The 22,194-nt window shown below is 72.5% G+C and carries 23 protein-coding genes; 10 read left to right on the top strand and 13 right to left on the bottom strand.

The window, feature by feature from the left end; all coding sequences use genetic code 11:
- Positions 1-78: 78 nt before the first annotated feature.
- Positions 79-984, top strand: coding sequence for an alpha/beta hydrolase family protein (locus IEY96_RS24700; RefSeq protein ID WP_189197207.1), 906 nt, complete (start codon positions 79-81; stop codon positions 982-984).
- A gap of 54 nt (positions 985-1,038) precedes the next feature.
- Here IEY96_RS24700 and IEY96_RS24695 read toward each other — a convergent pair whose 3' ends face one another.
- The 3 genes from IEY96_RS24695 to lysX all read right to left on the bottom strand — a co-directional run bounded on the left by IEY96_RS24695 (position 1,039) and on the right by lysX (position 6,198).
- On the bottom strand, positions 1,039-2,091 hold the full coding sequence (locus tag IEY96_RS24695) for an FAD-dependent oxidoreductase (RefSeq protein WP_189197206.1): 1,053 nt from the start codon (positions 2,089-2,091) through the stop codon (positions 1,039-1,041).
- 118 nt (positions 2,092-2,209) lie between these two features.
- Positions 2,210-2,866, bottom strand: coding sequence for a DUF998 domain-containing protein (locus tag IEY96_RS24690; RefSeq protein ID WP_189197205.1), 657 nt, complete (start codon positions 2,864-2,866; stop codon positions 2,210-2,212).
- Positions 2,863-6,198, bottom strand: a complete 3,336-nt coding sequence (lysX, locus tag IEY96_RS24685) for a bifunctional lysylphosphatidylglycerol synthetase/lysine--tRNA ligase LysX (RefSeq protein ID WP_229791867.1) — start codon at positions 6,196-6,198, stop codon at positions 2,863-2,865. Before lysX ends, IEY96_RS24690 begins: the two co-directional genes overlap by 4 nt.
- A 610-nt stretch (positions 6,199-6,808) precedes the next feature.
- Here lysX and IEY96_RS24680 point away from each other — a divergent pair.
- Both IEY96_RS24680 and IEY96_RS24675 read left to right on the top strand, forming a co-directional pair.
- Positions 6,809-7,510 carry a DUF5994 family protein gene (locus IEY96_RS24680; protein ID WP_189197203.1) on the top strand — a complete coding sequence of 234 codons (702 nt, stop codon included), beginning with the start codon at positions 6,809-6,811 and terminating at the stop codon, positions 7,508-7,510.
- A gap of 169 nt (positions 7,511-7,679) precedes the next feature.
- Positions 7,680-7,868, top strand: coding sequence for a hypothetical protein (locus IEY96_RS24675; RefSeq protein ID WP_189197202.1), 189 nt, complete (start codon positions 7,680-7,682; stop codon positions 7,866-7,868).
- 272 nt (positions 7,869-8,140) lie between these two features.
- On the opposite strand, the gene IEY96_RS24670 is transcribed toward IEY96_RS24675, so the two are convergent.
- Positions 8,141-8,563 carry a winged helix-turn-helix transcriptional regulator gene (locus tag IEY96_RS24670; RefSeq protein ID WP_229791866.1) on the bottom strand — a complete coding sequence of 141 codons (423 nt, stop codon included), beginning with the start codon at positions 8,561-8,563 and terminating at the stop codon, positions 8,141-8,143.
- Between the two features lie 96 nt (positions 8,564-8,659).
- Here IEY96_RS24670 and IEY96_RS24665 point away from each other — a divergent pair, with 96 nt between their 5' ends.
- From IEY96_RS24665 to IEY96_RS24655, 3 genes are all read left to right on the top strand, one after another.
- Positions 8,660-9,541 carry an NAD(P)-dependent oxidoreductase gene (locus tag IEY96_RS24665; RefSeq protein WP_189197201.1) on the top strand — a complete coding sequence of 294 codons (882 nt, stop codon included), beginning with the start codon at positions 8,660-8,662 and terminating at the stop codon, positions 9,539-9,541.
- Between the two features lie 232 nt (positions 9,542-9,773).
- The gene (locus tag IEY96_RS24660) at positions 9,774-10,325 is read left to right on the top strand and encodes a DUF3995 domain-containing protein (RefSeq protein WP_189197200.1); all 552 of its coding nucleotides are present in this window, start codon (positions 9,774-9,776) and stop codon (positions 10,323-10,325) included.
- On the top strand, positions 10,298-10,903 hold the full coding sequence (locus IEY96_RS24655) for a YdeI/OmpD-associated family protein (RefSeq protein ID WP_189197199.1): 606 nt from the start codon (positions 10,298-10,300) through the stop codon (positions 10,901-10,903). The genes IEY96_RS24660 and IEY96_RS24655 overlap by 28 nt, the downstream gene beginning before the upstream one ends.
- Positions 10,904-10,945: 42 nt before the next feature.
- Here the strand turns inward: IEY96_RS24655 and IEY96_RS24650 are convergent, their stop codons facing one another.
- The 3 genes from IEY96_RS24650 to IEY96_RS24640 form a co-directional block, all read right to left on the bottom strand.
- The gene (locus IEY96_RS24650; RefSeq protein ID WP_189197198.1) at positions 10,946-11,935 is read right to left on the bottom strand and encodes a BtrH N-terminal domain-containing protein; all 990 of its coding nucleotides are present in this window, start codon (positions 11,933-11,935) and stop codon (positions 10,946-10,948) included.
- Positions 11,932-12,789: a MerR family transcriptional regulator gene (locus IEY96_RS24645; protein ID WP_189197197.1), complete on the bottom strand. Its 858-nt coding sequence runs from the start codon at positions 12,787-12,789 to the stop codon at positions 11,932-11,934. The genes IEY96_RS24650 and IEY96_RS24645 overlap by 4 nt, the downstream gene beginning before the upstream one ends.
- 253 nt (positions 12,790-13,042) lie before the next feature.
- A complete protein-coding gene (locus tag IEY96_RS24640) occupies positions 13,043-13,612 on the bottom strand; it encodes an alpha/beta fold hydrolase (RefSeq protein WP_229791865.1) in 570 nt (189 codons plus the stop codon).
- A 1,143-nt stretch (positions 13,613-14,755) separates the two neighbouring features.
- On the opposite strand from IEY96_RS24640, the gene IEY96_RS24635 reads away from it, so the two are divergent.
- On the top strand, positions 14,756-15,328 hold the full coding sequence (locus IEY96_RS24635; protein ID WP_189197195.1) for a GNAT family N-acetyltransferase: 573 nt from the start codon (positions 14,756-14,758) through the stop codon (positions 15,326-15,328).
- 176 nt (positions 15,329-15,504) lie between these two features.
- Here IEY96_RS24635 and IEY96_RS24630 read toward each other — a convergent pair whose 3' ends face one another.
- Both IEY96_RS24630 and IEY96_RS24625 read right to left on the bottom strand, forming a co-directional pair.
- Entirely contained in the window at positions 15,505-15,783 is a 279-nt protein-coding gene (locus tag IEY96_RS24630) for an antibiotic biosynthesis monooxygenase family protein (protein WP_229791864.1), read from the bottom strand.
- Positions 15,784-15,814: 31 nt separating this feature from the next.
- Positions 15,815-16,537 (bottom strand): flavin reductase family protein, encoded by a 723-nt coding sequence (locus tag IEY96_RS24625; protein ID WP_373293639.1) that lies wholly within the window; start codon positions 16,535-16,537, stop codon positions 15,815-15,817.
- Between the two features lie 74 nt (positions 16,538-16,611).
- Here IEY96_RS24625 and IEY96_RS24620 point away from each other — a divergent pair, with 74 nt between their 5' ends.
- The gene (locus IEY96_RS24620) at positions 16,612-17,151 is read left to right on the top strand and encodes a GNAT family N-acetyltransferase (RefSeq protein WP_189197194.1); all 540 of its coding nucleotides are present in this window, start codon (positions 16,612-16,614) and stop codon (positions 17,149-17,151) included.
- Between the two features lie 42 nt (positions 17,152-17,193).
- On the opposite strand, the gene IEY96_RS24615 is transcribed toward IEY96_RS24620, so the two are convergent.
- From IEY96_RS24615 to IEY96_RS24600, 4 genes are all read right to left on the bottom strand, one after another.
- Positions 17,194-17,832 (bottom strand): DUF6069 family protein, encoded by a 639-nt coding sequence (locus IEY96_RS24615; RefSeq protein ID WP_229791863.1) that lies wholly within the window; start codon positions 17,830-17,832, stop codon positions 17,194-17,196.
- Between the two features lie 95 nt (positions 17,833-17,927).
- A complete protein-coding gene (locus IEY96_RS24610) occupies positions 17,928-18,926 on the bottom strand; it encodes an RNA polymerase subunit sigma-70 (protein ID WP_189197193.1) in 999 nt (332 codons plus the stop codon).
- A gap of 181 nt (positions 18,927-19,107) precedes the next feature.
- On the bottom strand, positions 19,108-20,277 hold the full coding sequence (locus tag IEY96_RS24605) for a YbfB/YjiJ family MFS transporter (RefSeq protein ID WP_189197192.1): 1,170 nt from the start codon (positions 20,275-20,277) through the stop codon (positions 19,108-19,110).
- Complete coding sequence (locus IEY96_RS24600) at positions 20,274-21,119, bottom strand: alpha/beta hydrolase family protein (protein ID WP_189197191.1); 846 nt, start codon at positions 21,117-21,119, stop codon at positions 20,274-20,276. Before IEY96_RS24600 ends, IEY96_RS24605 begins: the two co-directional genes overlap by 4 nt.
- 76 nt (positions 21,120-21,195) lie before the next feature.
- On the opposite strand from IEY96_RS24600, the gene IEY96_RS24595 reads away from it, so the two are divergent.
- Together IEY96_RS24595 and IEY96_RS24590 are read left to right on the top strand one after the other, a co-directional pair.
- Positions 21,196-21,828, top strand: coding sequence for a TetR/AcrR family transcriptional regulator (locus tag IEY96_RS24595; RefSeq protein ID WP_189197190.1), 633 nt, complete (start codon positions 21,196-21,198; stop codon positions 21,826-21,828).
- A gap of 13 nt (positions 21,829-21,841) precedes the next feature.
- Positions 21,842-22,183 carry an avidin-fold protein gene (locus IEY96_RS24590; protein WP_189197189.1) on the top strand — a complete coding sequence of 114 codons (342 nt, stop codon included), beginning with the start codon at positions 21,842-21,844 and terminating at the stop codon, positions 22,181-22,183.
- Positions 22,184-22,194: the final 11 nt, after the last annotated feature.

Genomic DNA, 22,194 nt, shown 5'->3' with positions numbered 1-22,194 from the left:
CAACCGGGCTGTGCGCGCGGCACCGTGCCGGTGCTGTCCTTCATAGACGTTCGTGTCCGTGAACCGAAGGAGGTAGCCGTGTTCAGGAGACTCGTGACGGCCGGCGCACTGGTCGTCGCCCTGGTGCTCTCCGCACCCGTCGGCGTCGACGCGGCCGTGCCGGATCCGGGAAGCCCGGGCGGGTACGCCGCCGGCTACGTCGACACCACGGTCCAGGCCAACGGACGAAGCTTCTCAGCCCGGATCTACTACCCGGCGACCGCGGCCGGCAACGCCCGACCCGTCGCCCCCGGCCGCTTCCGCGCCATCGCCTTCGGGCACGGCTTCCTCCAGGGGATCTCCCGCTACTACTCGACCCTCAGCCACCTGGCCACGTGGGGCTTCATCGTCGTCGCCCCCGGTTCCCAGGGCGGATTCTCGCCGGATCACAGCGCCTTCGCCGACGATCTGAACGCCGCACTCGCCTGGACGGCGGCGCAGGACACCACGACCGGATCCCGTTTCGCCGGGCACGTCAACACCGACCGGTTCGCCCTGTCCGGGCACTCGATGGGCGGTGGGGCGAGCCTGCTCGCCGCGGCGCGCAACCCCCGCGTCGTGACCGTGGCGAACCTGGCCGCGGCCGAGACGAACCCCTCCGCCAAGGCGGCCGCGGCGACACTCGGCATCCCGGTGCAGCTGGTCGCCGGCGACCGCGACACCATCGCCGGGGTCGCCGGCCACCAGCGGCCCATCTACGACAGCAAGCCGCCCGCCAAGCAGCTGCGAACCATCCGGGGCGGTTACCACTGCGGCTTCATGGACAGCTCGTCCCTCTTCTGCGACAGCGGGGGCGTCAGCCGAGCCACCCAGTTGCAGCTCAGCCGGCGGCTGCTCACCCAGTGGTTCCTCCGCCACCTCAACGGTGACGCCACGTACGACGAGGCGGTCTGGGGCGGGGCCGCGCAGACCGATCCGGCCATCGCCTTCGAGGGCGTGCGCTAGGGACCGGGCCCGGCCGTCGTGTTCGTCGGCCCGGCCCGCGCCCCGCACGTGCGGTCAGACCGTGGCGGGCGCCGCCAGGAGTGTGCGCAGCTCGCGGACGGCGGCCCGGCCGGCCCGGTTGGCGCCGACCGTGCTCGCGGACGGCCCGTAGCCGACCAGGTGGATCCGGGGGTCGGCGACCACGCGGGTGCCGTCCATGACGATGCCGCCGCGGGGCCCGCGCAGCCGCAGCGGGGCCAGGTGGTCCAGCGCCGGCCGGAAGCCGGTGCACCAGAGAATGACGTCCGCGTCCTGAGCCGTGCCGTCGCGCCACCGGACGCCCTCGGGCACGATCCGGTCGAACATCGGCCGGCGTACGAGGAGACCGCGGTCCCGGGCTTCGCGCAGCAGCGGTGTCCACGCGAGCTCGGACGCGCTGACGATGCTGCCCGGAGGCAGGCCGGCCCGTACCCGTGCGTCCACCCTGGCGACCACCTCGCGTCCGTAGTCCGGGGTGAACGGCCCGTCCCGGAACACCGGCGGCCGGCGGGTGACCCACGTCGTCGACGCCGCGACGTCGGCGATCTCGATCATGAGCTGCACGGCCGACACTCCGCCCCCGACGACCACCACCCGCTTGCCGGCGAACTCCGCCGGCCCCCGGTAGTGGGCGGTGTGCAGCTGCCGCCCGCGGAACGACTCCTGCCCGGGGTAGTACGGCACGAACGGCCTGGTCCACGTTCCCGTGGCGTTGATCAGTGCCCGGGTGGTCCAGGTGCCGTTGTCCGATTCCACGAGGAGGCGACCGTCGCCGGCGTCCCGGACGGCCGTGACGGCCACCGGGCGCCGCACATCGATGCCGAATTCCCGCTCGAAGGCGGCGAAATAGGCCGGCACCGCGTCGGCGGCCGGCTCGTCCGGCGACGGCGGCGGGAAATGCATGCCCGGCAGGTCGAAGATCCCGTTCACGGTTGCCATCCGCAGCGTCGGCCACCGGTGCTGCCAGGCCCCGCCGGGCGCCGGGTCGGCGTCCAGAACCACGAAGTCGAGACCGGCGGAGCGCAGGTGGTACGCGCTGGAGAGCCCCGCCTGCCCAGCCCCGACAACCACCACATCCGTATCCGGCATGTGCGGCACAACGTCCCGGGCTGGTCCGGGCCTTCCCAGGGCAATGGATCTCACATTCCCCGCGCCCGCCGCCGGCCGAGGTGGGGGTGAGCCGTCCCGACCACTTCTCCCGGCCGGCCTAGGACCCGGTGTCACCCGGCGCGGCAACGGTGCCGCCGGCGTAGAGCAGCCAGCCGGAGAGGCCGAGCAGCTGGACCCGCTGCCAGGCGCCCAGCGCCGCGTCCGGGTGGATCAGCTCGACCAGCGTGCCGGCGGTGCCCACCAGCAGCACCGCGGCCACCGCCAGCCCCCAGCGGAACGACGCGCGACGATCGCGCCGGCTCACCAGCAACGCGAGCAGTGAGGCCAGCGCGGCGGTGATCGCCACCGACGAGCTGACCGAGTGCCCCTGGTCCCGCCAGGACAGCGCGCCCAGCTCCGCCAGCCGGGCGCAGCGGGCGTCGGCCGAGGGCGCGCAGTCCATCGAGCTCACCGTGCCGTCCAGCGCGGTGGCCACGCCGAAGGCGACCAGCCCCCACCAGGCCCACCGCGGCCAGCCCCGGGCCCGCCGGGCCAGCGCCAACCCGGTCGCCGACGCGAGCGCGCCGACGACCAGGTCACCCAGGCCGAACACCAGGTGGTACGGCTGGTCCCGGGCGGCCAGCTCGCTGGCGTACCCGTCGAGGAGGCCGAACGACGGGTTCAGCAGCGGTCCGATCAGCCACGAGGAGTAGAGGACCGCGGCCAGCCCGAGCGCCAGCCCCGGCAGCGCCCGGGCCCGGTCGAACCGGCTCACGAGGATTCCCGGACCAGCGGGAAGGGCAGCGTCTCCCGGATCGACCGGCCGGTCAGCAGCATCAGCAGCCGGTCCACGCCCAGGCCCAGGCCGCCGGTGGGCGGCATGGCGTACTCCAGCGCGGTGAGGAAGTCCTCGTCCAGCTCCATGGCCTCGGGGTCACCGCCGGCCGCGTTCAACGACTGCGCGGTGAGCCGGCGCCGCTGCTCCGTCGGGTCGACCAGCTCCGAGTACGCGGTGCCCAGCTCCATCCCGAACGCCACCAGGTCCCACCGTTCGGCCAGCCGGGGGTCGTCCCGGTGCTGGCGGGTCAACGGCGAGACGTCGGTCGGGAAGTCCAGGTAGAACGTGGGCGCCTCGGTGCGCGCCTCGACCAGCCGCTCGTACAGCTCCAGCAGCACCGCGCCGCGCTCCCAGCGCGGGTCGTACGCGACCCCGGCGGCGTCGCAGAGCTTGCGCAGGGCGGCCAGGTCGGTGTCGGCGGAGACCTCCTCGCCGAGCGCCGCGGAGACCGCCTCGTTGACCGTGCGGACCGGCCACTCGCCCCCGACGTCCACGGTGTCGCCCGTCCCGGGGCGGCGCACCACCGGCGACCCGTGCACCGCGACCGCCGCCGCGACGATCAGCTCCCGGGCCAGCTCGCGCATCACGTGGTAGTCCGCGTACGCCTGGTACGCCTCCAGCACCGTGAACTCCGGGTTGTGGCTGTGGTCGACGCCCTCGTTGCGGAACGCCCGGCCCAGCTCGTACACCCGCTCCATCCCGCCGACGGCCAGCCGCTTCAGATACAGCTCGGGTGCGATCCGCAGGCTGAGCCGCAGGTCGTACGCGTTGCTGTGGGTGACGAACGGGCGGGCGTTCGCGCCGCCGTGCACCCGCTGGAGGATCGGCGTCTCCACCTCCAGGAAGTCCCGGTCGGCCAGGGAGCGCCGCAGGCTGTGCAGGGCGGCGCCGCGGGCCCGCAGCAGGTCCCGCGCCGCCGGATCGATGGCGAGGTCGAGGTAGCGCTGCCGGACCCGGGCCTCCGGGTCGGCCAGCCCGTGGTGCTTGTCCGGCAGCGGGCGCAGGCACTTGGCGGTCAGCCGCCAGTCGGCCACCCGCACCGACACCTCGCCGCGCCGGGTCGCGTACACCTCGCCGGTGGCACCCACGTGGTCGCCGATGTCGACGGTGGCACGCCACCGGTCCAGGTCGTGCTCCAGCACCAACTGCAGGTCGCCGCTGCCGTCCCTGATCGTCGCGAAGCAGATGCGCCCGTGGTCGCGGACCAGCAACACCCGGCCGGCCACCGACACGGTCTCCCCGGTGCCGGTGTCCGGCGCCAGCCCGGCGTGCCGCGCCCGGACCGCCGCGCAACCGTCGGTACGCGCGAACCCCACCGGATACGGGTCGACGCCCTCGGCGCGCAGCCGGTCGAGCGTCGCCAGGCGTACCCGGATCTGCTCGGGGAGGTGCACCTCCGCCGGCCCCGGCGGCACGGCCCGGACCGTCGCGGCGGCCGGCGGCACGTAGCCCACTCCGCCGCCGGCCGGCGGCGCGCCGTGCAGCGGACTGGGCCGCCCGCCCGGCAGGGCGACGAAGCCCTCGGCGATCGCCGCGGCGAGGCCCACCCGGGCCAACTCCCGGCGCTCCGCGAAGCACAGGTAGCGCGGCGTCCAGTGCGGCTGGTACTTGGCGTTGGAGAGGTACAGCGACTCCAGCTGCCACCAGCGGGAGAAGAAGAGGAGGGTGTGCCGCCAGAGCCGGATCACCGGGCCGGCGCCGATCCTCGCGCCCTGCTCGAAGACCGACCGGAACACCGCGAAGTTCAGCGACACCCGTTCGACGCCGAGCCGGGGCGCCGTGCCCATCAGCGCCGCGACCAGGAACTCCGTGACCCCGTTCTCGGCCGACCGGTCCCGGCGCATCAGGTCCAGCGAGAGCCCGTCGGCTCCCCACGGGCTCAGCGACAGAAGCGCCCGCACGCGGCCGCCCGCGTCCCGCGCCTCGACCAGCACGCAGTCGCCGTCGGCCGGGTCGCCGAGCCGGCCCAGCGCCATGGAGAAGCCCCGCTCGTGTTCGGTGTCCCGCCAGGCGGTGGCCAGCCTGGCCAGCTCGGACAGCTCCGCCGCCGGGATCTCCGCGTGCCGGCGCACCCGCGCCGTGTAGCCGGCCCGCTCCACCCGGTGCACGGCCTGGCGGACCGGGCGCATGTCCCGCCCGTCGAGGTCGAACTCGCGGGCCAGCAGGATCGCCTCGTCCCCCAGGTGCAGCACCTTCAGCCCGTGCCGGTGGTACGCCTTGGCGCCCGCCTCGCTGGTGCCCATCACCGCCGGGGTCCAGGCGTACGCGCCGGCCTGTTCGAGCCACGCCTCGATGACCGGCCCCCACGCCTCCGGGTCCCCCACCGGGTCCCCACTGGCGAGGCTGACCCCGTTGACCACCCGGTAGGTGATCGCCGCCTTGCCGCTGGGCGAGAAGATCGCCGCCTTGTCCCGGCGGGTGGCGAAGTAGCCGAGCGAGTCGCGCCCGCCGTGCCGGGCGAGCAGTTCCCGGATCCGCTCCTCCTCGTCAGGGTGCAGCACGGCAGCGGCCCGCTGCGACCGGAGCAGGGTGAAGAGGCCGGCCACGAAGGCGATCCCGCCGAAGCCGCCGATCAGCAGGTTGACCCAGCCGGGCGCCTGCCCCTGCCGGGTGACGTCCAGGGTGATGGCGCCGCCGAACACCTTCTCGACGGCGTAGCCGAGCCGGTCCACCCAGGTGCGCAGGCTGCCCGGCTCGACGAGGAGCAGCAGGTAGCCGAGCCCGACCGCGACCGCCGCCAACCCGAGGAAGACTCCCAGGGCCCGTCGGAGGCTGCCGCTGCGCACCCGGGCGTAGAACTCCCGCCGGGCGGCCAGCAGCAGGGCCAGCGCCCCGGCGGCGAAGGCTATGCCGACCCACACCCCGACCGTCTCCAGCGAGGTGAACAGCCGCTCCCCGGCGTCGTCGGTGAGGTCGTTGCTGCCGACCACCAGCAGCAGCACGCCGGCCAGCACGCCGACGGCCAGGCTCAGGGTGAAGTAGACGACCAGCACCCAGTACGCCAGCCGCTTGCGGCGCAGCACCGCCGAGGCGAGGGTGCCGAGGAAGACCGCGTACGCCAGGTTCGCCGGGGCGGGCAGCAGCAGGGCGTCGATGGCGGTGCGGACCGGCTGGATGTCGGAGCGGACGGCGCTGCTCAGCGCGGCCAGCGCGCAGACCACCGCGATCACCCAGAGCAGGGTGGCGAAGGCCCTCGGCACCTGGCGCCGCCAGTCCCGGTCGGCGCGCCGGGCGTCCGCCACCGTCCGCGACGCGGTGCTCGGGGTCAACGTGGCCTCCCTCGTGCCGGTGACGCCCCGGCGTCGACCGGCCTCATCGTAGCCACGCCCGCCGCCGGGCCCACCGGGAAGCGACACGCCGAGACCCGCATCTCCCCGGGCCGTCGTAGCTGCGCGTCGTCCGGGCGGACGCCGACCACGGGTCGTTCGAGCTGAGCTGCGGCTCCCTGTCGCGGCGTCGCCGCCTGACCGGCCCGGACAGGCGTAGGCTGGGGCCATCCCGGAACCGACGACATCCCACTCCTGAGGTGCCCGCCACGCCGGCTCGCCCGAGGGGATGCCATGCTCGTACCCGAAGCACCCGATCCGCCGCGGCCCGACCGACCCTCCGTAGGAGACCGGACGCACTCCCCCGCCCACCGGGCCGGGTGCCGTTGACCCGCGCCGGCGCGACCCGGACCGGCGTCCGCGCCGCGACGCCCGCTCGCGATCGTCGCCCTGTTGATCCGCACCGCCCGCGTCACCCAGCGCGGCGCCGCCGCCGAGCGGGGCGACCGACGACCCGGCCGGACGGGTCGGCGAACCGGCACCCGCCGGGCGGATGGCCCCACCACGCGCACGACCCACCGCTACGCCGCGGTCACGGCGATAAGGATCCACCATGACGCCATCGACCAGCGCCCTCGCTCCCCCGTCGCCGCCAGCGCCGCCTTCGACGCCGCGCCTGCGGACCGAACCCACCCGGTCCGCGCGCACGCTGCTCGACGGCGGCTGGTGGCCCCGGTCGACCGACCCGCTCGCGGAGCTGCCCGGCCTCGTCCTCGCCATCGACCTGCTGCACGGGCCGATCGTCCGGCTGCTCCTCAACACCGACATCTGGGACGGCAATCCACGCCGCCTGACCATCGACGGCAGGGTGGTGCGGCTGGGCTACTTCACCAGTCAGCCCGCCAGCCTGCTGACCGCCATCTGCCGCAACGACGACCGGGTCGACCTGCTGGTCGTCCCGCCGGACACCCCGGTCGACCTGGCCGAAGCGGCGATGGAGCGAGCCGCCACGGCCGGCAACAGGGTCCATGCTCCCCGGCTGCTCACCGTCGCCGCGGAACCGGCACCCGCGCCGGCAGCACCTTCGCCGAGGCAGCGAAGGACCGACAACCTTCCCACCATCGCCACCGAGGAGCAGAACATGACCATCGCCCGGGACACGATCGTCTCCGCACTGCGCCGGCGCGGCCAGCACACCAGGGCCGACTGGGTCGAGCGGGAGCTGCCGGAGCAGGTCGACACCACCCGGCACACCGGGCTGCTCGCGACCCTGAATCTCGACCCCGCCGAGCTCGGCGAGTCGACAGGTCGGTGAGGCCGGCCCTGCCGGGACCGGTGGCCCGGCGGACGCCGCCGCGCCACCACCGCCTGCGGGGACAGGCAGCACCTCGCCACGTCGACCGGTTCCCCGACGTCATCCCGGCCGCCGGGACCGAACCACCCTCATGTCGAATCCAGCAGCAGGACCTACGGAGACAACCCCCATGCGCTACCTCAGCGACGTCAACCTGCGCGCCGTACTCAACGTCCTCATCGGCCGGGCTGGTGGCACCGTGGAAATCAGCAACGAAGAGCTGTACGACGCGATGCTGCCGGACCACAGCCACGGCGAACGCGTGCTCGTCGAGGAAACAGAGACCGGCCTCCGACTGTCCATCGTCGACCGCCCGTAGGCCGGGCCGTGAACCGGACGCGACTGGACCCGCCGTCCCGACCCCGGGTCGGGACGGCCGCCCGGGCTACGCCACGGGTGTCACCCGATCCAGTACCGGTTGAACGGGGGAATCGGGCGGCGTGAGGGCTGAGGCGGACCATGCCCGCGCAGCGCCACGAGCACCTCGTCCGTCGTTTCCGCCTTCAGCAGTCCGGCCCGCCGCGACGCCATCTCACGCACTTCACGATCGCGCCGGGTCCGAACAGCGCCAACCTGCCCATACGCGCAATCTCAAAGCTCGCGACCGGCGACGTCGGATGCCATGGCGTCGGCGCGCGCCTCATACGTCTGGCGACCCGCCTCCCCCTCCGGCCGTCGAGCGACGGGCCGCTCGCGTCCCCAGGCGGCCAGCGGCTGGAGTGCGCCGTTCAGGCGCACGCCGTCCTCGGTCAGCGAGTACTCGACGCGGGGCGGCACCTCGTCGTAGGAGACGCGGCGCACGACACCGTCCGCTTCCATCTCACGTAGGTGGGAGGCCAGCACCTTCTCGGTGATCCCCGGCAGCAGTCGACGCAGCTCGCCGAAGCGGCGGTGGGGGTGCTCGTGGAGTGCCCAGAGGATCAGCACCTTCCACTTGCCACCGATCACCTCCATCGCGGTGTCGATGCCGCAGGCGTGTCCGTCCGGTGCGCCCGGCCGGTTCAGCGTCGTCATGCCCCACCCTCCCGACGTGCTCGCTCACCCCGAGGTAACCACCCACTCCGAAGTGCGTACTTGATCACCACAAGGCCCGCGGCCAGCCTAATCGGCATGGCACCGAACACTGTTGAGAAGACTCCCGTCACGCTGCTGGGCCTCGGCGCGATGGGCACCGCGCTGGCCCGTACCTGGCTTGCCGCCGGCCACCCGCTCACCGTCTGGAACCGCACCCCGGCCCGCGCCGCGGCGCTCTCCGCCGTGGGAGCGACGGTCGCGGACAGCGCCGCTGAGGCCGTCGCAGCGAACACCCTGCTCGTCGTCTGTCTGTTGGACGACGCCTCGGTCGAGGAGGTGCTGGCCGGCACCGACCTGGCCGGGAAGGATCTGGTCAACCTGACCACCAGCACCCCGGCCCAGGCCCGCGCCCGCGCCGAGTGGGCAGGCGCGCGCGGCGCCCGCTACCTGGACGGCGGGATCATGGCTGTCCCGCCGATGATCGGCGTCCCGGAGGCCGGCGGCTACGTCTTCTACAGCGGCTCCCGGGAGCTGTTCGAGCGGCACCAGGAGACGCTGGGCGTCGCGGCCGGCACCACCTACGTCGGCCAGGACGCGGGCTTCGCGGCCCTGCACGACGTGGCTCTGCTCAGCGCCATGTACGGGATGTTCGCCGGGGCGGCGCACGCCTTCGCCCTGATCCGCAAGGAGGACATCGACCCCACGTCGGTGGCCCCGTTGCTCGCCGACTGGCTCGTCGCGATGGCCCCGGCAGTTCACCAGACCGCCGCCCAACTGCGGAGCGGCGACTACACCAAGGGTGTCGTCTCCAATCTCGCCATGCAGGTGGCCGGCACGCCGACCTTCCTGGACACCGCCGAGCAGCAGGGGGTCAGCCCGGAACTGCTCAGCCCCTACTTCGAGCTGATGCGCCGCCGCCTGGCCGAGGGCAGCGGCGAGGAGGACCTCACGGGGGTGATCGACCTGCTGGTGCGCTGACCGGCCTTCCAGGCGACGGCGCTGGTCACAGTCCGCCAGAAGCGGCTGTGACCAGCACTTTCCCAACACGCTCCAGGCCCTGTTCCACGCTCGGCGATCGCTGGCCCGCCACCGGAGGATCTTGTTCCCGTGACAGGCGACCCGCACGTCGCCCACAGCTCCCTCAGGCGGGGGATCCCGGTACCTCCCAGTCGGGAGTTGCCGGCCGGGCCCACCTGCCAGATTTGCGGGCATGAACCTGATCAAGCCGTTGTCGCCGGCGTGGGCTGGGGCGCTGGCGCTGACGCCGTACGCGGTGATGAAGACCTACTGGGCATTCGGTGGTGCGGCCGGGCGGCCCGAGGGGGACCTCGCGGCGGAGTTCGAGCGGAACGGCGCTCCCGAGCCGCTGATCTGGATGGAACGGCACGGACTCGACTTCACCGTGCTGGGGGCGGTGGGGGGCTTGCTACTGCTGCTGGCGCTGGTCCGGCCGTGGGGGATGCGGATCCCCCGGTGGGCGCTGCTGGTTCCCGGCTGGGCGGGTGCGGTGTTCCTTGTTCCGTACGGGATCGGCACCGTGATCGCGGCAACGCTCGGCATGTCGGTCGGCTCCACCGAGGGCTGGTCACCGTGGGTGGGGGTGGTCGGGGGCGTCGCGTTCGCCGGGTTCGGCGGTGCGCTCGCCGTCTCGAGCCGGTCCTATCAGCGCCGGTCGCAAACCGGTCTGGCCCACCGGCTGAGGCTGCGGCACCGGCGCAGCGATAGCCTGCCGTCATGGGGAGCGCCGAACTGGATGAGTTGATCGTCGCGGACGCCGACGCGCTGCGCGTGTGGTTGTCGGCGAACCACGCCACGTCGCCCGGTGTCTGGCTCGCCCTGACCAGGAAGGGCGGCACAGTCACGACGCTGACCTGGCAGCAGGCGGTCGACGAGGCCCTGTGTTTCGGCTGGATCGACGGGCAGGCCCGTAAACGGGATCAGGAGACCTCCTGGATCCGGTTCACCCCTCGCAGGCCCCGCAGTTCCTGGTCACAACGCAATGTCGCCCACGTGGCCCGGCTGGAGGCGCAGGGACGGATGCTGCCCCCAGGTCGCGCCGCCGTGGAAGCCGCGAAGGCGGACGGGCGGTGGGCGGCCGCCTACGCCCCGCCGTCGGAAGTCGAGGTGCCGGCCGACCTGCTCGCCGCCATCGCCGCCGAACCCGCCGCCCAGGCCATGTTCGACGTACTCACCAAGACCAACCGGTTCGCCCTCATCTACCGCGTCAACGCCGTCAAACGGGCGGAGACCCGCGAGCGGAAGATCGCCGAGTTCGTCGCCATGCTGGCCCGTCACGAAACCATCCACCCGCAGAAGGCCAAGCCTGCGAACGCGCCCTGATCGGTTCCGGGCGCCGTGCAGGAACGGTGATCGTTGAGGTGGTCAGTCGGTGCGAATGCCGGTCAGGATCTGCATGGCGTGGCGTTCCCGGTCGGCGAGTTCGGTGAGGATTGCCGAGGCGCGGGTCAGCTGGTCCGGGTCGCTGGTTCTTCCGGCGGCGGCGATGTGGTTGGAGACTTCGGTCCACAGTGGGGCGATCTCGGCGTACAGCTGGTGACCGAGGCGGAGGTTGTCGTCGTCGACGATCGTGGCGCATTCGGCGAGGAAGTCTCGGTACATGTTGCGGAACAGGGCGCCGCCGGTCCCGCCGCGTTCCATCAGCGCCGCGGCCACCGGGAGGTCGCGGGACGGGTCGCTGCAGCGGTCGAGCCACCGCGGCACCTGTCGGGCCGCTTTGCCGATGCCGCGGTGGCCGAGGTTGGCGATGGGTGGCGTGAGGAAGGCGCGTGCGTTGCTGCGGATGGCCGCCCGGATGGCGTCGCCCAGATCAGGCCGGTCGGTGGGTGTGGCGATGGTGTAGGAGAGGTTGCGGGCGGTCATCGGTCCGCGTTCGTTGCGGGCCCGCTCCAAGCTCGTCAGCGTGGTCGTCACGGTGCCGCCCTGCTGGGCGGTGTCGATCAGGTAGGCCTCGGTATCGTCGTAGCCGTACATCGCGACGAAGTGGCCGCCGAAACGGACCTTCGTGGTGAAGTAGTCCAGGTGGTAGGAGTCCAGCTGCAGGCCGACCGGGCGTCCGGCGTCGAGGGCGGCGGCGACGTTCTGCCAGGCCCGGCGGGGCGAGGCGGTCTCCTGGATGTGCAGCGTCAGGCCCAGCCGGTCGGCCACGGTCCGGGTGATCATGGCCGGCTTGGTGCGGCCGCCGAGGAACGGAAAGTCCATGCTCCTGGCATCCCAGTAGACGAAGCCCAGACCTTCGCCGAGGCCGAACAGCATGGGCTCGGACAGGTCGACGCCCTTGTGGTGCAGCAGGGCCCCGAGCGTGGTGGTCTCGCAGTGCCGGCCGGCGGGGAACGCCACGTTCTCGATGATCATTTGGTCTCCTCGGCTGCTGGCCGGGACGGGCCGGACGGGGGTCGGACCGGCCAGGCGATCTCCGTGCGGAGCGCGGCCGTGGGTACGCCGGGCATGGGCGGGACGAGGTAACGCTCCTCGGCCGGGCCCGCCAGCACCCGGTCCTGCTCAGCGATCCACCGCCCCAGCGATCGGTAGGCGGCCTCAATGTCGTCGTAGCCGCCCTCGTGAACGGTCGCGGCGAGTAGACACCCCGGCAGCTGCCCGGGTGCGATCTCCGCGGTCGGCCGGGGCGGACGCGCCACCGGTGCGAACAACTCCACCTCCAGTTCCGCCGCGTCGAGGTCGTCGCTGAGGTAGCGGGTCCCGGTCGGCCCCGTCGGGGCGATCCCCTGCTCGGCGAGGCCGGCGAACAGCCGCGCGAACCCGGGCGCCAGCGCCTCGGCCAGCCCGCTCAGCGGGGCACGCACCAGCGTGCGGGCGATGGGCTGGGCGTCGCGCCACCGTTCGTACACGTGCAGCCAGCCCGGCAGACGTCCCGGTTCGGCCAGCACGGCCCTCAACCGCCCGGCGATCTCGTCGAGTCGGGCCGCCCGCGCGGCCACGCGTTCCCGGTGCCGCTCGATGACGTCGCGTGCCTGCTCCGGGGTATCGGCCGACAGGATCTCGGCGATCTCGGGCAACGGCACCTCCAGCTCTCGCAGCCGCCGGACCAGCCCCGCTCGGACGAACTGGTCGACGCTGTACCGGCGGTAGCCGGTATCCGGATCGACCCACGCCGGGACGAGCAGACCCAGCCGGTCATAGTTACGCAGCACTCGAACGGACAACCGGGTCGCCCGCGCGAACACCCCGATCGGCATCAACCCCGTCACCGACGCCTCCAACAGCCTCAACCCTCCCTCGGGGAGAGGGTCAACCCCCGGCCCGGCCTCCGCCGCACCGACCAGGAACAAAATCATCACGGAACGGCCCCGGCCAGCCCGGCACCAGAGCGCGCTCCGCATCCAGCCGCTGACCGCGTGTCACGGAACGTCACAGTCGGTCGATAGAGACAGCGACTCGCTCTTGCTGATGCGGACGTCGTACGGTCGAGCGGCGGATTCCCGACGAGGGCTGGGCTCTTCGCTAGTCCTGGGTGACGGGTCCGAGGTCGCCAGTACGGATCGTCTTCGCCACCTCGCTCAGGTCGTTGTCCAGCTGGTGGTCGCGCCCGGGCAACCGGTGCAGCTGTGCCTGCGGGATGGCGCGGGCGTACAGGTCGGCATGCGACGGTGGGGCAGTCTCGTCCTGGAGCCCATGGAACACATGCACCGGCACGCCTTGGGGCAGCCTCGCGCCGAGGTCGTGTGGCAGCTCGAACTCGTCGCCGGGCCAGCCGCCCGCACCGACGAACGGAGCGGCGACCAGCACGATCGCCCTGAGCTCCGGCTCCGGTGGCCGCTCGGCGAGCGCGTTGACGAGGATCGTCGCGCCCACCGAATGGCCGACGACGACCGCGCCGTCGTGCAGGGCCGTCATCTCACGCCGGATGGCCGCGCTCCACCTGGCGTAGCTCGGGTCGTCCTCGTCCGGCATGCGCGGGTAGCGGACCTCGTACCCGTCCCCGAGCTCCCGCCTCAGGCTGGCGACCAGCTTGCCGTCCCACTCGTCGTGCGCGCCCGCGCCGCCGCCCTGGATGAACAGGATCTGCCGCATACCTGCCATGACGATCCACCTTCGCGCCCTCGTGACGATCCAGTTCGATACCCGCTGCCGGCCCGTGGGAAGCCCCGGCGACCCGCCAGGTCCGCTCCAGCCGCGCCCACCCTCTGCACACAAGGCCCACTGCGGTGCAGCGTCTATGCGTCGCCGTGGTGATCGCTCACGATGGCGACATTAGCGACCGCAGAGGAGCGGGTGGTGCCCACCTCGCCGACCCCGCCCCGCAGTGCTCTTCACCAGGACAAAAATGGGTCGCCTCGCCAGGCAATGCCGCCCTACCGTCAACTCGATCTTCTTCCGACCCACTCACAGAGGACTTCACCCCGCGTGACGCCGCCTGCTCTCTAGACCTGACACCTTCCCGTGCATCGGTCGCCGACGTCGCCGTCGGCTCTTTTCCCATGCCTTCCGTCAGGTCTTCGGAGAGATCATGTCTACGCGTCCTCATATCGTGCTGTCCTGGCCCCTTCGGCGCACGCGCCTTCCCCTGCTCCCGTTCCGCTGCGTCCACTGCCATTCCAGCCTCGCCAACCCGGGCGACGGCAAGTTCCGCGTCGATGCCAACGGCGAACTCCTCGACATCCGGCTCCTGGTCGCCTGCGCGTCCTGCGACCGCAGCCGGCGCAACCGGCTCGCCCTGGAGCGGGACTCATGCTGGCGACTGTTCGCCTCGCCCCCTCCCGAAAGCCCCTGGCCCGTCCAGCTTTCGGTCACCTTCGGCGGCCCCGTGCCCCGTCTCCCCGAACGGCTCATCACCCAAGGATCTGGGGATCAGCCGCGGAGAGATCGCTCGCCGCGCCAGGATCGGTGTCCCGCTGAAGCGCAGAACTCACAGGGACTTCTGGTGCTTCCTGCTGCGAGCCGCCGCCGTGGGCCTGAGCCGGGGCGAGCGGCGAGGTGGCCGCGCCCCGGTCTGCATCACGCAACGGTCCGCGCGCGGTCGCTCATGAGCGGGCGCGAACGAGCGTATGGGCCGGCCCGATACCGGCGACGAAGGTGAACGCCCTGGTGCGTACATCCGGACCTGCCGATGAGCGAGCAGGTCGTTCGCCCACCCGCCGCGAAAACCCGTTGCGAGTGGCCAGCACCGAATGTCTGGTTGATCGAGCCACCAATCACAGGAGGGACATGACGCCCATGTCGCTGCCCACCCCCACGCTGCACACCACTCGCCTCAGACTGCGTCCCTTCGACGACGCCGATACGAACGACCTCTTCGCGCTGCACAGCAGCGCTTACGTGCTGCGCTACTGGGACGCGCCACCGTGGAGCGATCGCGTGCGCGCCGAGCGGTTCATCACGGCTTGCCGGCAGATGGCAGAGGAGGGCACCGGGGCGAGGCTGGCCGTGGATCGTGACTCCGACGGGGCGTTCATCGGCTGGTGCAGCCTGAGCCGGTGGAATCCGGACTACCGCAGCGCGTCGTTGGGCTACTGCTTCGACGATGCGGCGTGGGGCCACGGCTACGCGACGGAGGCCGCGCGCGCTCTGCTGCGGTGGGGATTCGACACGCTGGACCTGAATCGCGTCCAGGCTGAGACCGATACGCGCAACGTGGCCTCTTCCCGCGTGCTGGAGAAGCTCGGGTTCGTGCGTGAAGGGACGTTGCGGGAAGACTGCGTCGTGAACGGCGAGGTCTCCGACTCGTGGGTCTACGGGCTGATCAGGCGAGAGTGGCGGCCATCGTCCGAGCCGGTGCCGGTCCGCTGAGCCGTCGTTCCCTCACGCGACTTCGCCAGGCATCCGGATGCTTCGGCGCGTCGAGCGGCCAACCGGACCAGGCGACCGAGACGGGCTCGCCTGGTCCGGGACCGCCGTGCGGACGATCCTGATCAACCCCCGCTACGCCGGCCCCAGGTCTGGAACAAACAGCGCACCGACAAGTCCTACCGCTGGAACCGGTAGGCCCGCTCGACCCTCGCCACGTGCACCTGGTAGCGCTCGTACCAACGCTCGCGCGCGAGGTGCTGGGCGGCGCGGTGCTCCGGGTCGTCGTGCCAGGCGCGGAGCGCCTCGTCGTCGGTGAAGAAGACGATCGTCAACTCGTCGCCGTCGTCCGTCGTGGCCGAGCGCCGGCCCAGGTATCCGGGCCGGCGCTCGGCGAGCTCGACCATGCGGGCCAGCGTCGCGGCGTACCCGTCGGCATCGGCGCCGGTCCGGGTCACTGCAGGATGGCGACGTGGTACGGCGGCTCGATCACCGCTCGGCGACCTGGGTGCGACGGGGCGCTCCCCAGCCCTCCGCCAGTCGGGACGGGTGGAGATTGTGGCCGCCGCCGTAGAACTCCAGGAACTTCATGATGAGCGGATCCCACCGGTCCGGGTCGACGTACCGGGTGGAGCCGGGTACGAGCAGATCCTGCTCGACGTGCACCCGCACCACCTGCACGTCGATCGCTACGACGCCGGAGCCCGGCTCGCCGAACGGATGCATCCGGTTCACCACCGCCTCGAGGTGCACCAGACACTCCGCGACCCGAGGCGGCGCCACCTTCTCCGACGGCACGGGCGTCAGGCCCGCGGCGCCGAACTTGTCGGGCTCGTAGCGGTACCCCTTGCGCAGCTTGTGGTCGGGGACGGTCCGCGTCCCGGTCAGCAGCGCAAGCCGGTCGACGGCGGCCACGAGGCCGGAGTGGGCGAGGTTGAGCACACACTCCCCGGTGCGGGCAAGGTTGAGGGTCGTCTGGGACGTCTCGTCCAGGCCGAGCATGCCGGACGACCCCACCCAGAACGCCGATGACATCGGCGCGAGGTTGGCCGAGCCGTCCTCGTTGGATGAACTGATCAACACGACCGGAGTGCCGAAGTAGAGCACTCGCGGTTCGACGACGCGATGCATGGCGGCAACTGTGCCAGCGGACGATCCGTCGCCGCTGGCGAGAAACGGACGGCGAATTCGATCAATGGGCGGGTTCGGCACCTCCCGTCCTCGCCCGGCGCATCCTTTCGCCGCGACTCTTGATCGCTGCCGAGTCTGCTGATTGGCTGGCCGGCATGACTGAGCTCGGACCCGTCGCCTGGCCGCCGGAGCCGATCCGGACCGAGCGGCTCGTGCTCCGCGCGGCCGAGGCCCGGGACCGTCCGGCGTTCATCGAGCTGCTGGCGTCGCCGGAGGTGAACACCTACCTCGGCGGCCCCCGGCCGCGTGACGAGCTTGAGCGCGAGCTGCCCGCGGCGCCCGGGCGGTGGCCCGGGAGTCTCGTCGTCGATCTCGACGGGGCGATGATCGGCCAGATCCTGCTCAGGAGAGCAACCGGGCACCGCCGCCCGGCCGCCGAGGGGAAGGCCGATCTCGGTTACCTGTTCCTGCCGCGGGCGTGGGGCGTCGGGTACGCCGCCGAGGCGTGCGCGGCGGCACTCGACTGGTTCGACGGCGTCCTTCCCGGCGAGCCGGTGGTGCTCACCACCCAGACCGCCAACGTCGGCTCGATGCGCCTCGCGGCGAAGCTGGGGTTCACCGAGGTGGAGAGGTTCCACGCCTGGGACGCCGAGCAGTGGCTCGGCCTACGGCCCCCGGTCACGCCGCCTGCCTGAGCTCGTACTCGCCAGCACTGCCGGAACGGGGTTGCGGGGTCGTCAGTCGGTCCGGGTGCGGAGGCTCCGCGCCAGGGTGGGGATCATCACCGTCGCAGGGACGAGGTGTAGCCCGAGGAGGGCGGTGGTGGTGGCGGTGTCTGCCCCGGCGAGGAGGGGCGGGACCAACGAGATCGCGGTCAGCGACACTGCGGTCCACACGAATCGCTCGGCGGGGCGAGCGCTCCACCGACGAAGAGCGACAGCGATGACGATGCCCATGACCGAGAAGAAGCCGGTCACCACGGCGAACCCGGACAGCGGGATGGTCTCGCCGCCATCGGGAACCTCGAAGTCGACACCAACGGCCTGGGCAAGGGCAGCAGCGAGGGTGGTGGCCACCATCGCCGCGAGCGTGGCGAGGAAGCCGGTGCCGGCGAGCCTGCGGAGTCGGTGGCTGGTCTGGCCCGATGCCGGACCCGCGATGCCCCCGGTGTCGTTCATGCTGGTCATGTCGTTCCTCCAGTATTCGGTAACTGGCGTAGGGGTGTGTTGACTGGCATGTGACGCGGCGACGATGCGCACCCTGGCCCTGCGACGGCCGGGGTTCGGCAGGGCGCGGACGCCGGTGCCGCGGAGCCAGAACGCGGCGTCGCGTCCGAGGACCGGGCCGGGCTCGCTGTCGCGCAGTTCCAGCCGCACCCGCCCGCGGGTGACGACGCCGAACGCGTCGCAGCACTGTGCCGCGACCACTGCGACGCGCGCGCCGCCGCGCAGCGCGAGCGTGCGCCCCGGGCTTACTCCGTGCCGTCCGCCGGCAGGCGCTCCGGCAGCCCGAGCCGCGGGAACTGGTCGTCGTGGAAGATGATGATCTCGGTGATCGCCCCACCGGTGATGCGCAGGACGTCGATCGTCAGCGGCAGGTATGCGCCCTCCCGCTTCCGCCAGTGGTAGAAGGCGACGGCGGGCTGCCGATTCACGGAGGTGGGGACGGCGCGCAGACCCGTCATGCCCTCGAAGCCGTCGTCGACCCAGTTGTTCACCACGGCGTCGCGGCCGACGTACACGCCCGGCGTGGGCGGCATCGAGCAGCGGACGTCGTCGCGCAGCATTGCGGCGAGCCGGCCGATGTCCGTGGCCACGCTGGCGTCGGTGAAGCGGCGCACGAGCTCGCGGGTCTCGGCGTCATCCTCGCCGCCGGTCCAGTCCTGCCGCTCGGCGGGCAGGTGCTCCCGCATGCCGGCGCGGGCCCGCTGCAGCGCGCTGTTCACGGAGTTGACGGTGTCCCCGAGCAGCTCCGCGACGTCCTTCGCCGGCCAGCCGAGCACGTCCCGCAGGATCAGCACGGCCCGCGGGCGCGGCGCGAGGTGCTGGACCGCGACCAGGTACGCCAGTTCGATCGTCTCCCGCGCGAGGGCGACGGTCTCCGGCTCGTCCGCGTCGCCCGCGGGCAGCTCGTCGAGCAGCCGGTCCGGGTAGGGCTGCAGCCACAGCACCTCGCCGCCGGTCGCGGGCTCCGGGCGGCGCTTGGCGAGCAGGTCCAGGCAGGCGTTGGTGGCGATCCGGTACAGCCAGGCCCGGAACGTCGACCGCCCCTCGAAGGTCTCCCGCCGCCGCCAGGCACGCAGGAATGTCTCCTGCACGGTGTCCTCGGCGTCCTCGAACGACCCGAGCATCCGGTAGCAGTGCACGTGCAGCTCCCGCCGGTGCCGCTCCGCCAGTCCCGAGAACGCCGGCTCGTCGACCTCGCCCAACCCGCTCACGCCCAGCTCCTTCAGCCGAATGCCCGCACTCATCACGTCATCCTTCCGCCTCGTCGTGTCCCGTCGTAGGTGTGACGGGTGCGGGCGCGACAACTCATCACCAGGGGTCGGTCGGCATGGCTGATCCGGTGGCGGAGCACGACGCGCGCTACGGCGAGGAGGGCGCGGGTCGGCCGGAGTGGGCGCGGGGATCGTCGGCGTCGGTTGAACCCGGTCACCGGTCCGTCAGGGCCGCACCCTCGACGTCCTGCCGGACCGGTGAATGTCGCGTCGAGGATCGAGGCGGCGGTCTCACGGCGGTAGCGGCCAGGATCGCGGCGGTGCCGCACAGCGCGGCGGTCCAGCCCAGGGTGGCGCCAGGGGCGGTGTGGTCGGCCAGGGCTCCGGCGAGCCAGGGGCCGGCCATCTGCCCCACCGCGAAGATGACGGTGAAGGTCGACAGCGTGCCGGTCACCTTCTCCGGCGGCGTGGCCGCACGGACGAGCGCGGTGACCGCGGCCGGCACGGCCATGAAGGTCACGCCGTAGGCGAGGGCGGAGACGATCACGACGGCCGGGACGGGCATGAGCAGCACGAGCGCGGCGGCGCACGCGACGACGCCCAGCAGGACGGCGAGGAGCCGCCCGCCCGGCCAGTGTCCGGTTGGGCGTCGCCACGCGCTCGGTGCGGCCATGACGGCGAGGCCGAGCAGGATCCAGGTGACGGCCGTCTGCGTCGTCGAGGCGTGCCGATCGTCGAGGTACACCGACAGGAACGTGACGTAGGCGAGGTAGCCGGCTGCGAACAGCAGGTAGACGAACGCGACCGGCCACAGCCGACCGACGGGGGCGGCCGGCCGCCCGCTGCTGACGGTGGTCGTAGGTCGGGCGGCGGTCCAGCTCACCGCCGCCGCCAGCCCGGCGGCGGCCGCGAGACCGACCCAGGCGAGCGGCCAGCGTTGCGGATGCTGGTCCAACAGTGGCGGGATGGCCGCTCCACTGACCACGATGCCGATCCCGGTTCCGGCGAAATAGACCGTGGTCGGGGCCAGGACCGCGCCGGCGATGAACGCCAGAGCTCCGGCGAAGCCGGCCAGCGCCCTGCCGGCAAGCAACGCGGCATCGTGGGCACTGACGGCCGTCACCGCGAGGGCCACGGCGCACAGCACCATGCCGAGTCGGAACGTCGCCCCGAGGCCCAGCCGTCGCGCCAGCGCGGTGGTGACCAGGGCACCGGCGAGGTAGCCGAGCCCGTTGGCGGTGGTCATCGCGCCGGCGCGGGCCAGGTCCCAGCGCAGTTGCTCGGCCATGGCCGGTAGCACCAACCCGTAGGCGAAGCGGCCGAGCCCGAGCGCCGACGCGGTGCCCAGCGTGAGGCGTGCCGACCGCCACCCCCGCCCAGTCACGCAGGCGTCCGCAGGTGCAGGTCGAGGAAGTCCGCGATGGTGCGGGCCAGTGCCACCCGGTGGTCGGACAGCGCGTGGTCGGTCGGGAAGAGCCGGTGTTCCAGCCGGACCACCGGGTACGCCTGAAAGGCCTCGACCAGCGGCCGGTGATGCACCTCGGCGGGAGTGACCGCGTCCCGGCCGGTCCCGACCAGCAACACCGGCCGGTCCGCCAGGCGCGGCGCGAGCCGGTCGAGGCGCCAGGCGTCACCGGCGGCTTCCATCTCCGCCACGAGCGCCTCGCCGCTGGTGCCCCGCAACGGCAGCAACTCGGCGTCCCACGCCTGCACGTACGCCGACCGGAGGGCGGGATCCGCCCGCAGGGCCGCGGCCGCGACGCCGAAGTCGAAGCCGGCGACCGAGACGACGGCTCCCACCGCCGGGTCCGCGGCGGCGGTCATCAGCGCCGCGAAGCCACCGAGGCTGTGCCCGACCACGGCCAGCCGCCGCGGGTCCAGGCGGTAGGCGACAGAGGTGGCGTCCTCGCGTACGGCGGCAACCACCCGGGCGGCGTCTTCGAGCACGGCCTGCCAGGACCAGGAGCCGCCCACACCCCACGAGCCACGGTAGTGGAACACCAGCGTGGCGTAGCCGGCCCGACGCAGCGCGTGGGCCAGGTCGAAGTTGCGCTCGTTGCCGGGAAACCCGTGCAGCAGCACCACGACCGGGTGCGGACCAGAGCCGGCCGGAACGTGCAGGACACCCAGCAGCGTCTCGCCGCCGCTCGCGAACGTCACCGCCGGGGTGGCGGCCGGCGGGCTCACCGTGGCCAGCGGATCGGTCGTCAGGAAGTCAACGGTCATGGTCGCCCCAATACATAGAACCGATCGGTTCGAAGGAAGCTAACAGAAGATCGAACCGATCGGTATGATCACAGTCATGCCCGTACCCAAAGGCACCCCGCTCGACCCGGCGCACACCCGCACGGCGATCCTGCGCACGGCCACCCGCCTGCTCTATCAGCGCGGCCTCGACGGCATCGGGGTGGCCGAGCTGTGCGCCACCATGGGCGTGTCCAAAGAGACGCTCTACCGCCACTTCGGCTCCAAGGAAGAACTTGCGCGCGCGGTCCTCCAGGCCCGTAGCGACCGCATCCTGCGCTGGGTGCACGACGCCGTGGCCGCGGCCGGCGACGACCCCTTCGACCAGCTCGCCGCCGTCTTCGACGCCCTCCAGCGGTGGCACGGGGAACCCACCTTCCGGGGCTGCGCCATCCTCAACGCGGCCACCCAGCACCACGACGGCCCCGCACGCGCGGTGGCCCGCCAGCACCTGGACCGCCAACTCGACGTCCTGATCGACATCGCGCGTCGCGCCGCCGTGACCGACCCCGTCAGCACGGCCAAGCAGATGCTGGCGCTCCGGACCGGCGCCACGATCCTCGCCGACCATCACGGCGACGCCGACGCCGCCCGCGTCGCCAAAGAGGCGGCGCTCGCCCTCCTCCGTACCGCGCGCTCACACACCCCGCGTCGCGGCAGCGACGGCACGGCCTCCACGACCACGGACTGACAGGACGAACGACATGACCGCACCCTCCCTGCACGGCCGCCGGTTCGCCGCCGTCGCGAACGTCGGCGGCGAGATCGGCGCCGACACGGTCTTCGAGTACCAGGAACGAGACGGTGAGGTCCACGCGACCTACCACGGCGGCGGCATACGTCGCGGCTTCCTCGTCGGCACCCGCACCGGCGACACACTCGACATCCGGTACGTCCAACTCAACGACAGCGGCGAGACCTCCACCGGCCACTGCGTGTCGACCATCCACGTCATGCCGCACGGGCGGCTACGCCTCGACGAGAGGTGGGAGTGGGAGTCGCGTCCGGGCGGCGGCACCAGCGTGGTCGACGAGCTCGCACCCTGACCGGCACGGAC

It is taken from the genome of Micromonospora fulviviridis (genome assembly GCF_014648395.1).
Taxonomy (GTDB): Bacteria; Actinomycetota; Actinomycetes; order Mycobacteriales; family Micromonosporaceae; genus Micromonospora; species Micromonospora fulviviridis.
The sequence above is the reverse complement of the archived record's forward strand: the minus strand, read 5'-3'. Positions and strand labels throughout refer to the sequence as shown.

What these genes read in the sequence shown, in the direction of transcription:
- IEY96_RS24675 (WP_189197202.1), top strand. Translation starts at nt 7,680, where the DNA reads ATGCGCTACCTCAGCGACGTCAACCTGCGCGCCGTACTCAACGTCCTC.
- IEY96_RS24660 (WP_189197200.1), top strand. Translation starts at nt 9,774, where the DNA reads ATGAACCTGATCAAGCCGTTGTCGCCGGCGTGGGCTGGGGCGCTGGCG.
- IEY96_RS24640 (WP_229791865.1), bottom strand. Translation starts at nt 13,612, where the DNA reads ATGCGGCAGATCCTGTTCATCCAGGGCGGCGGCGCGGGCGCGCACGAC.
- IEY96_RS24595 (WP_189197190.1), top strand. Translation starts at nt 21,196, where the DNA reads ATGCCCGTACCCAAAGGCACCCCGCTCGACCCGGCGCACACCCGCACG.
- IEY96_RS24650 (WP_189197198.1), bottom strand. Translation starts at nt 11,935, where the DNA reads ATGATCATCGAGAACGTGGCGTTCCCCGCCGGCCGGCACTGCGAGACC.
- IEY96_RS24695 (WP_189197206.1), bottom strand. Translation starts at nt 2,091, where the DNA reads ATGCCGGATACGGATGTGGTGGTTGTCGGGGCTGGGCAGGCGGGGCTC.
- IEY96_RS24590 (WP_189197189.1), top strand. Translation starts at nt 21,842, where the DNA reads ATGACCGCACCCTCCCTGCACGGCCGCCGGTTCGCCGCCGTCGCGAAC.
- IEY96_RS24635 (WP_189197195.1), top strand. Translation starts at nt 14,756, where the DNA reads ATGTCGCTGCCCACCCCCACGCTGCACACCACTCGCCTCAGACTGCGT.
- IEY96_RS24610 (WP_189197193.1), bottom strand. Translation starts at nt 18,926, where the DNA reads ATGAGTGCGGGCATTCGGCTGAAGGAGCTGGGCGTGAGCGGGTTGGGC.
- IEY96_RS24665 (WP_189197201.1), top strand. Translation starts at nt 8,660, where the DNA reads ATGGCACCGAACACTGTTGAGAAGACTCCCGTCACGCTGCTGGGCCTC.
- IEY96_RS24620 (WP_189197194.1), top strand. Translation starts at nt 16,612, where the DNA reads ATGACTGAGCTCGGACCCGTCGCCTGGCCGCCGGAGCCGATCCGGACC.
- IEY96_RS24670 (WP_229791866.1), bottom strand. Translation starts at nt 8,563, where the DNA reads ATGACGACGCTGAACCGGCCGGGCGCACCGGACGGACACGCCTGCGGC.
- IEY96_RS24655 (WP_189197199.1), top strand. Translation starts at nt 10,298, where the DNA reads ATGGGGAGCGCCGAACTGGATGAGTTGATCGTCGCGGACGCCGACGCG.
- IEY96_RS24680 (WP_189197203.1), top strand. Translation starts at nt 6,809, where the DNA reads ATGACGCCATCGACCAGCGCCCTCGCTCCCCCGTCGCCGCCAGCGCCG.
- IEY96_RS24600 (WP_189197191.1), bottom strand. Translation starts at nt 21,119, where the DNA reads ATGACCGTTGACTTCCTGACGACCGATCCGCTGGCCACGGTGAGCCCG.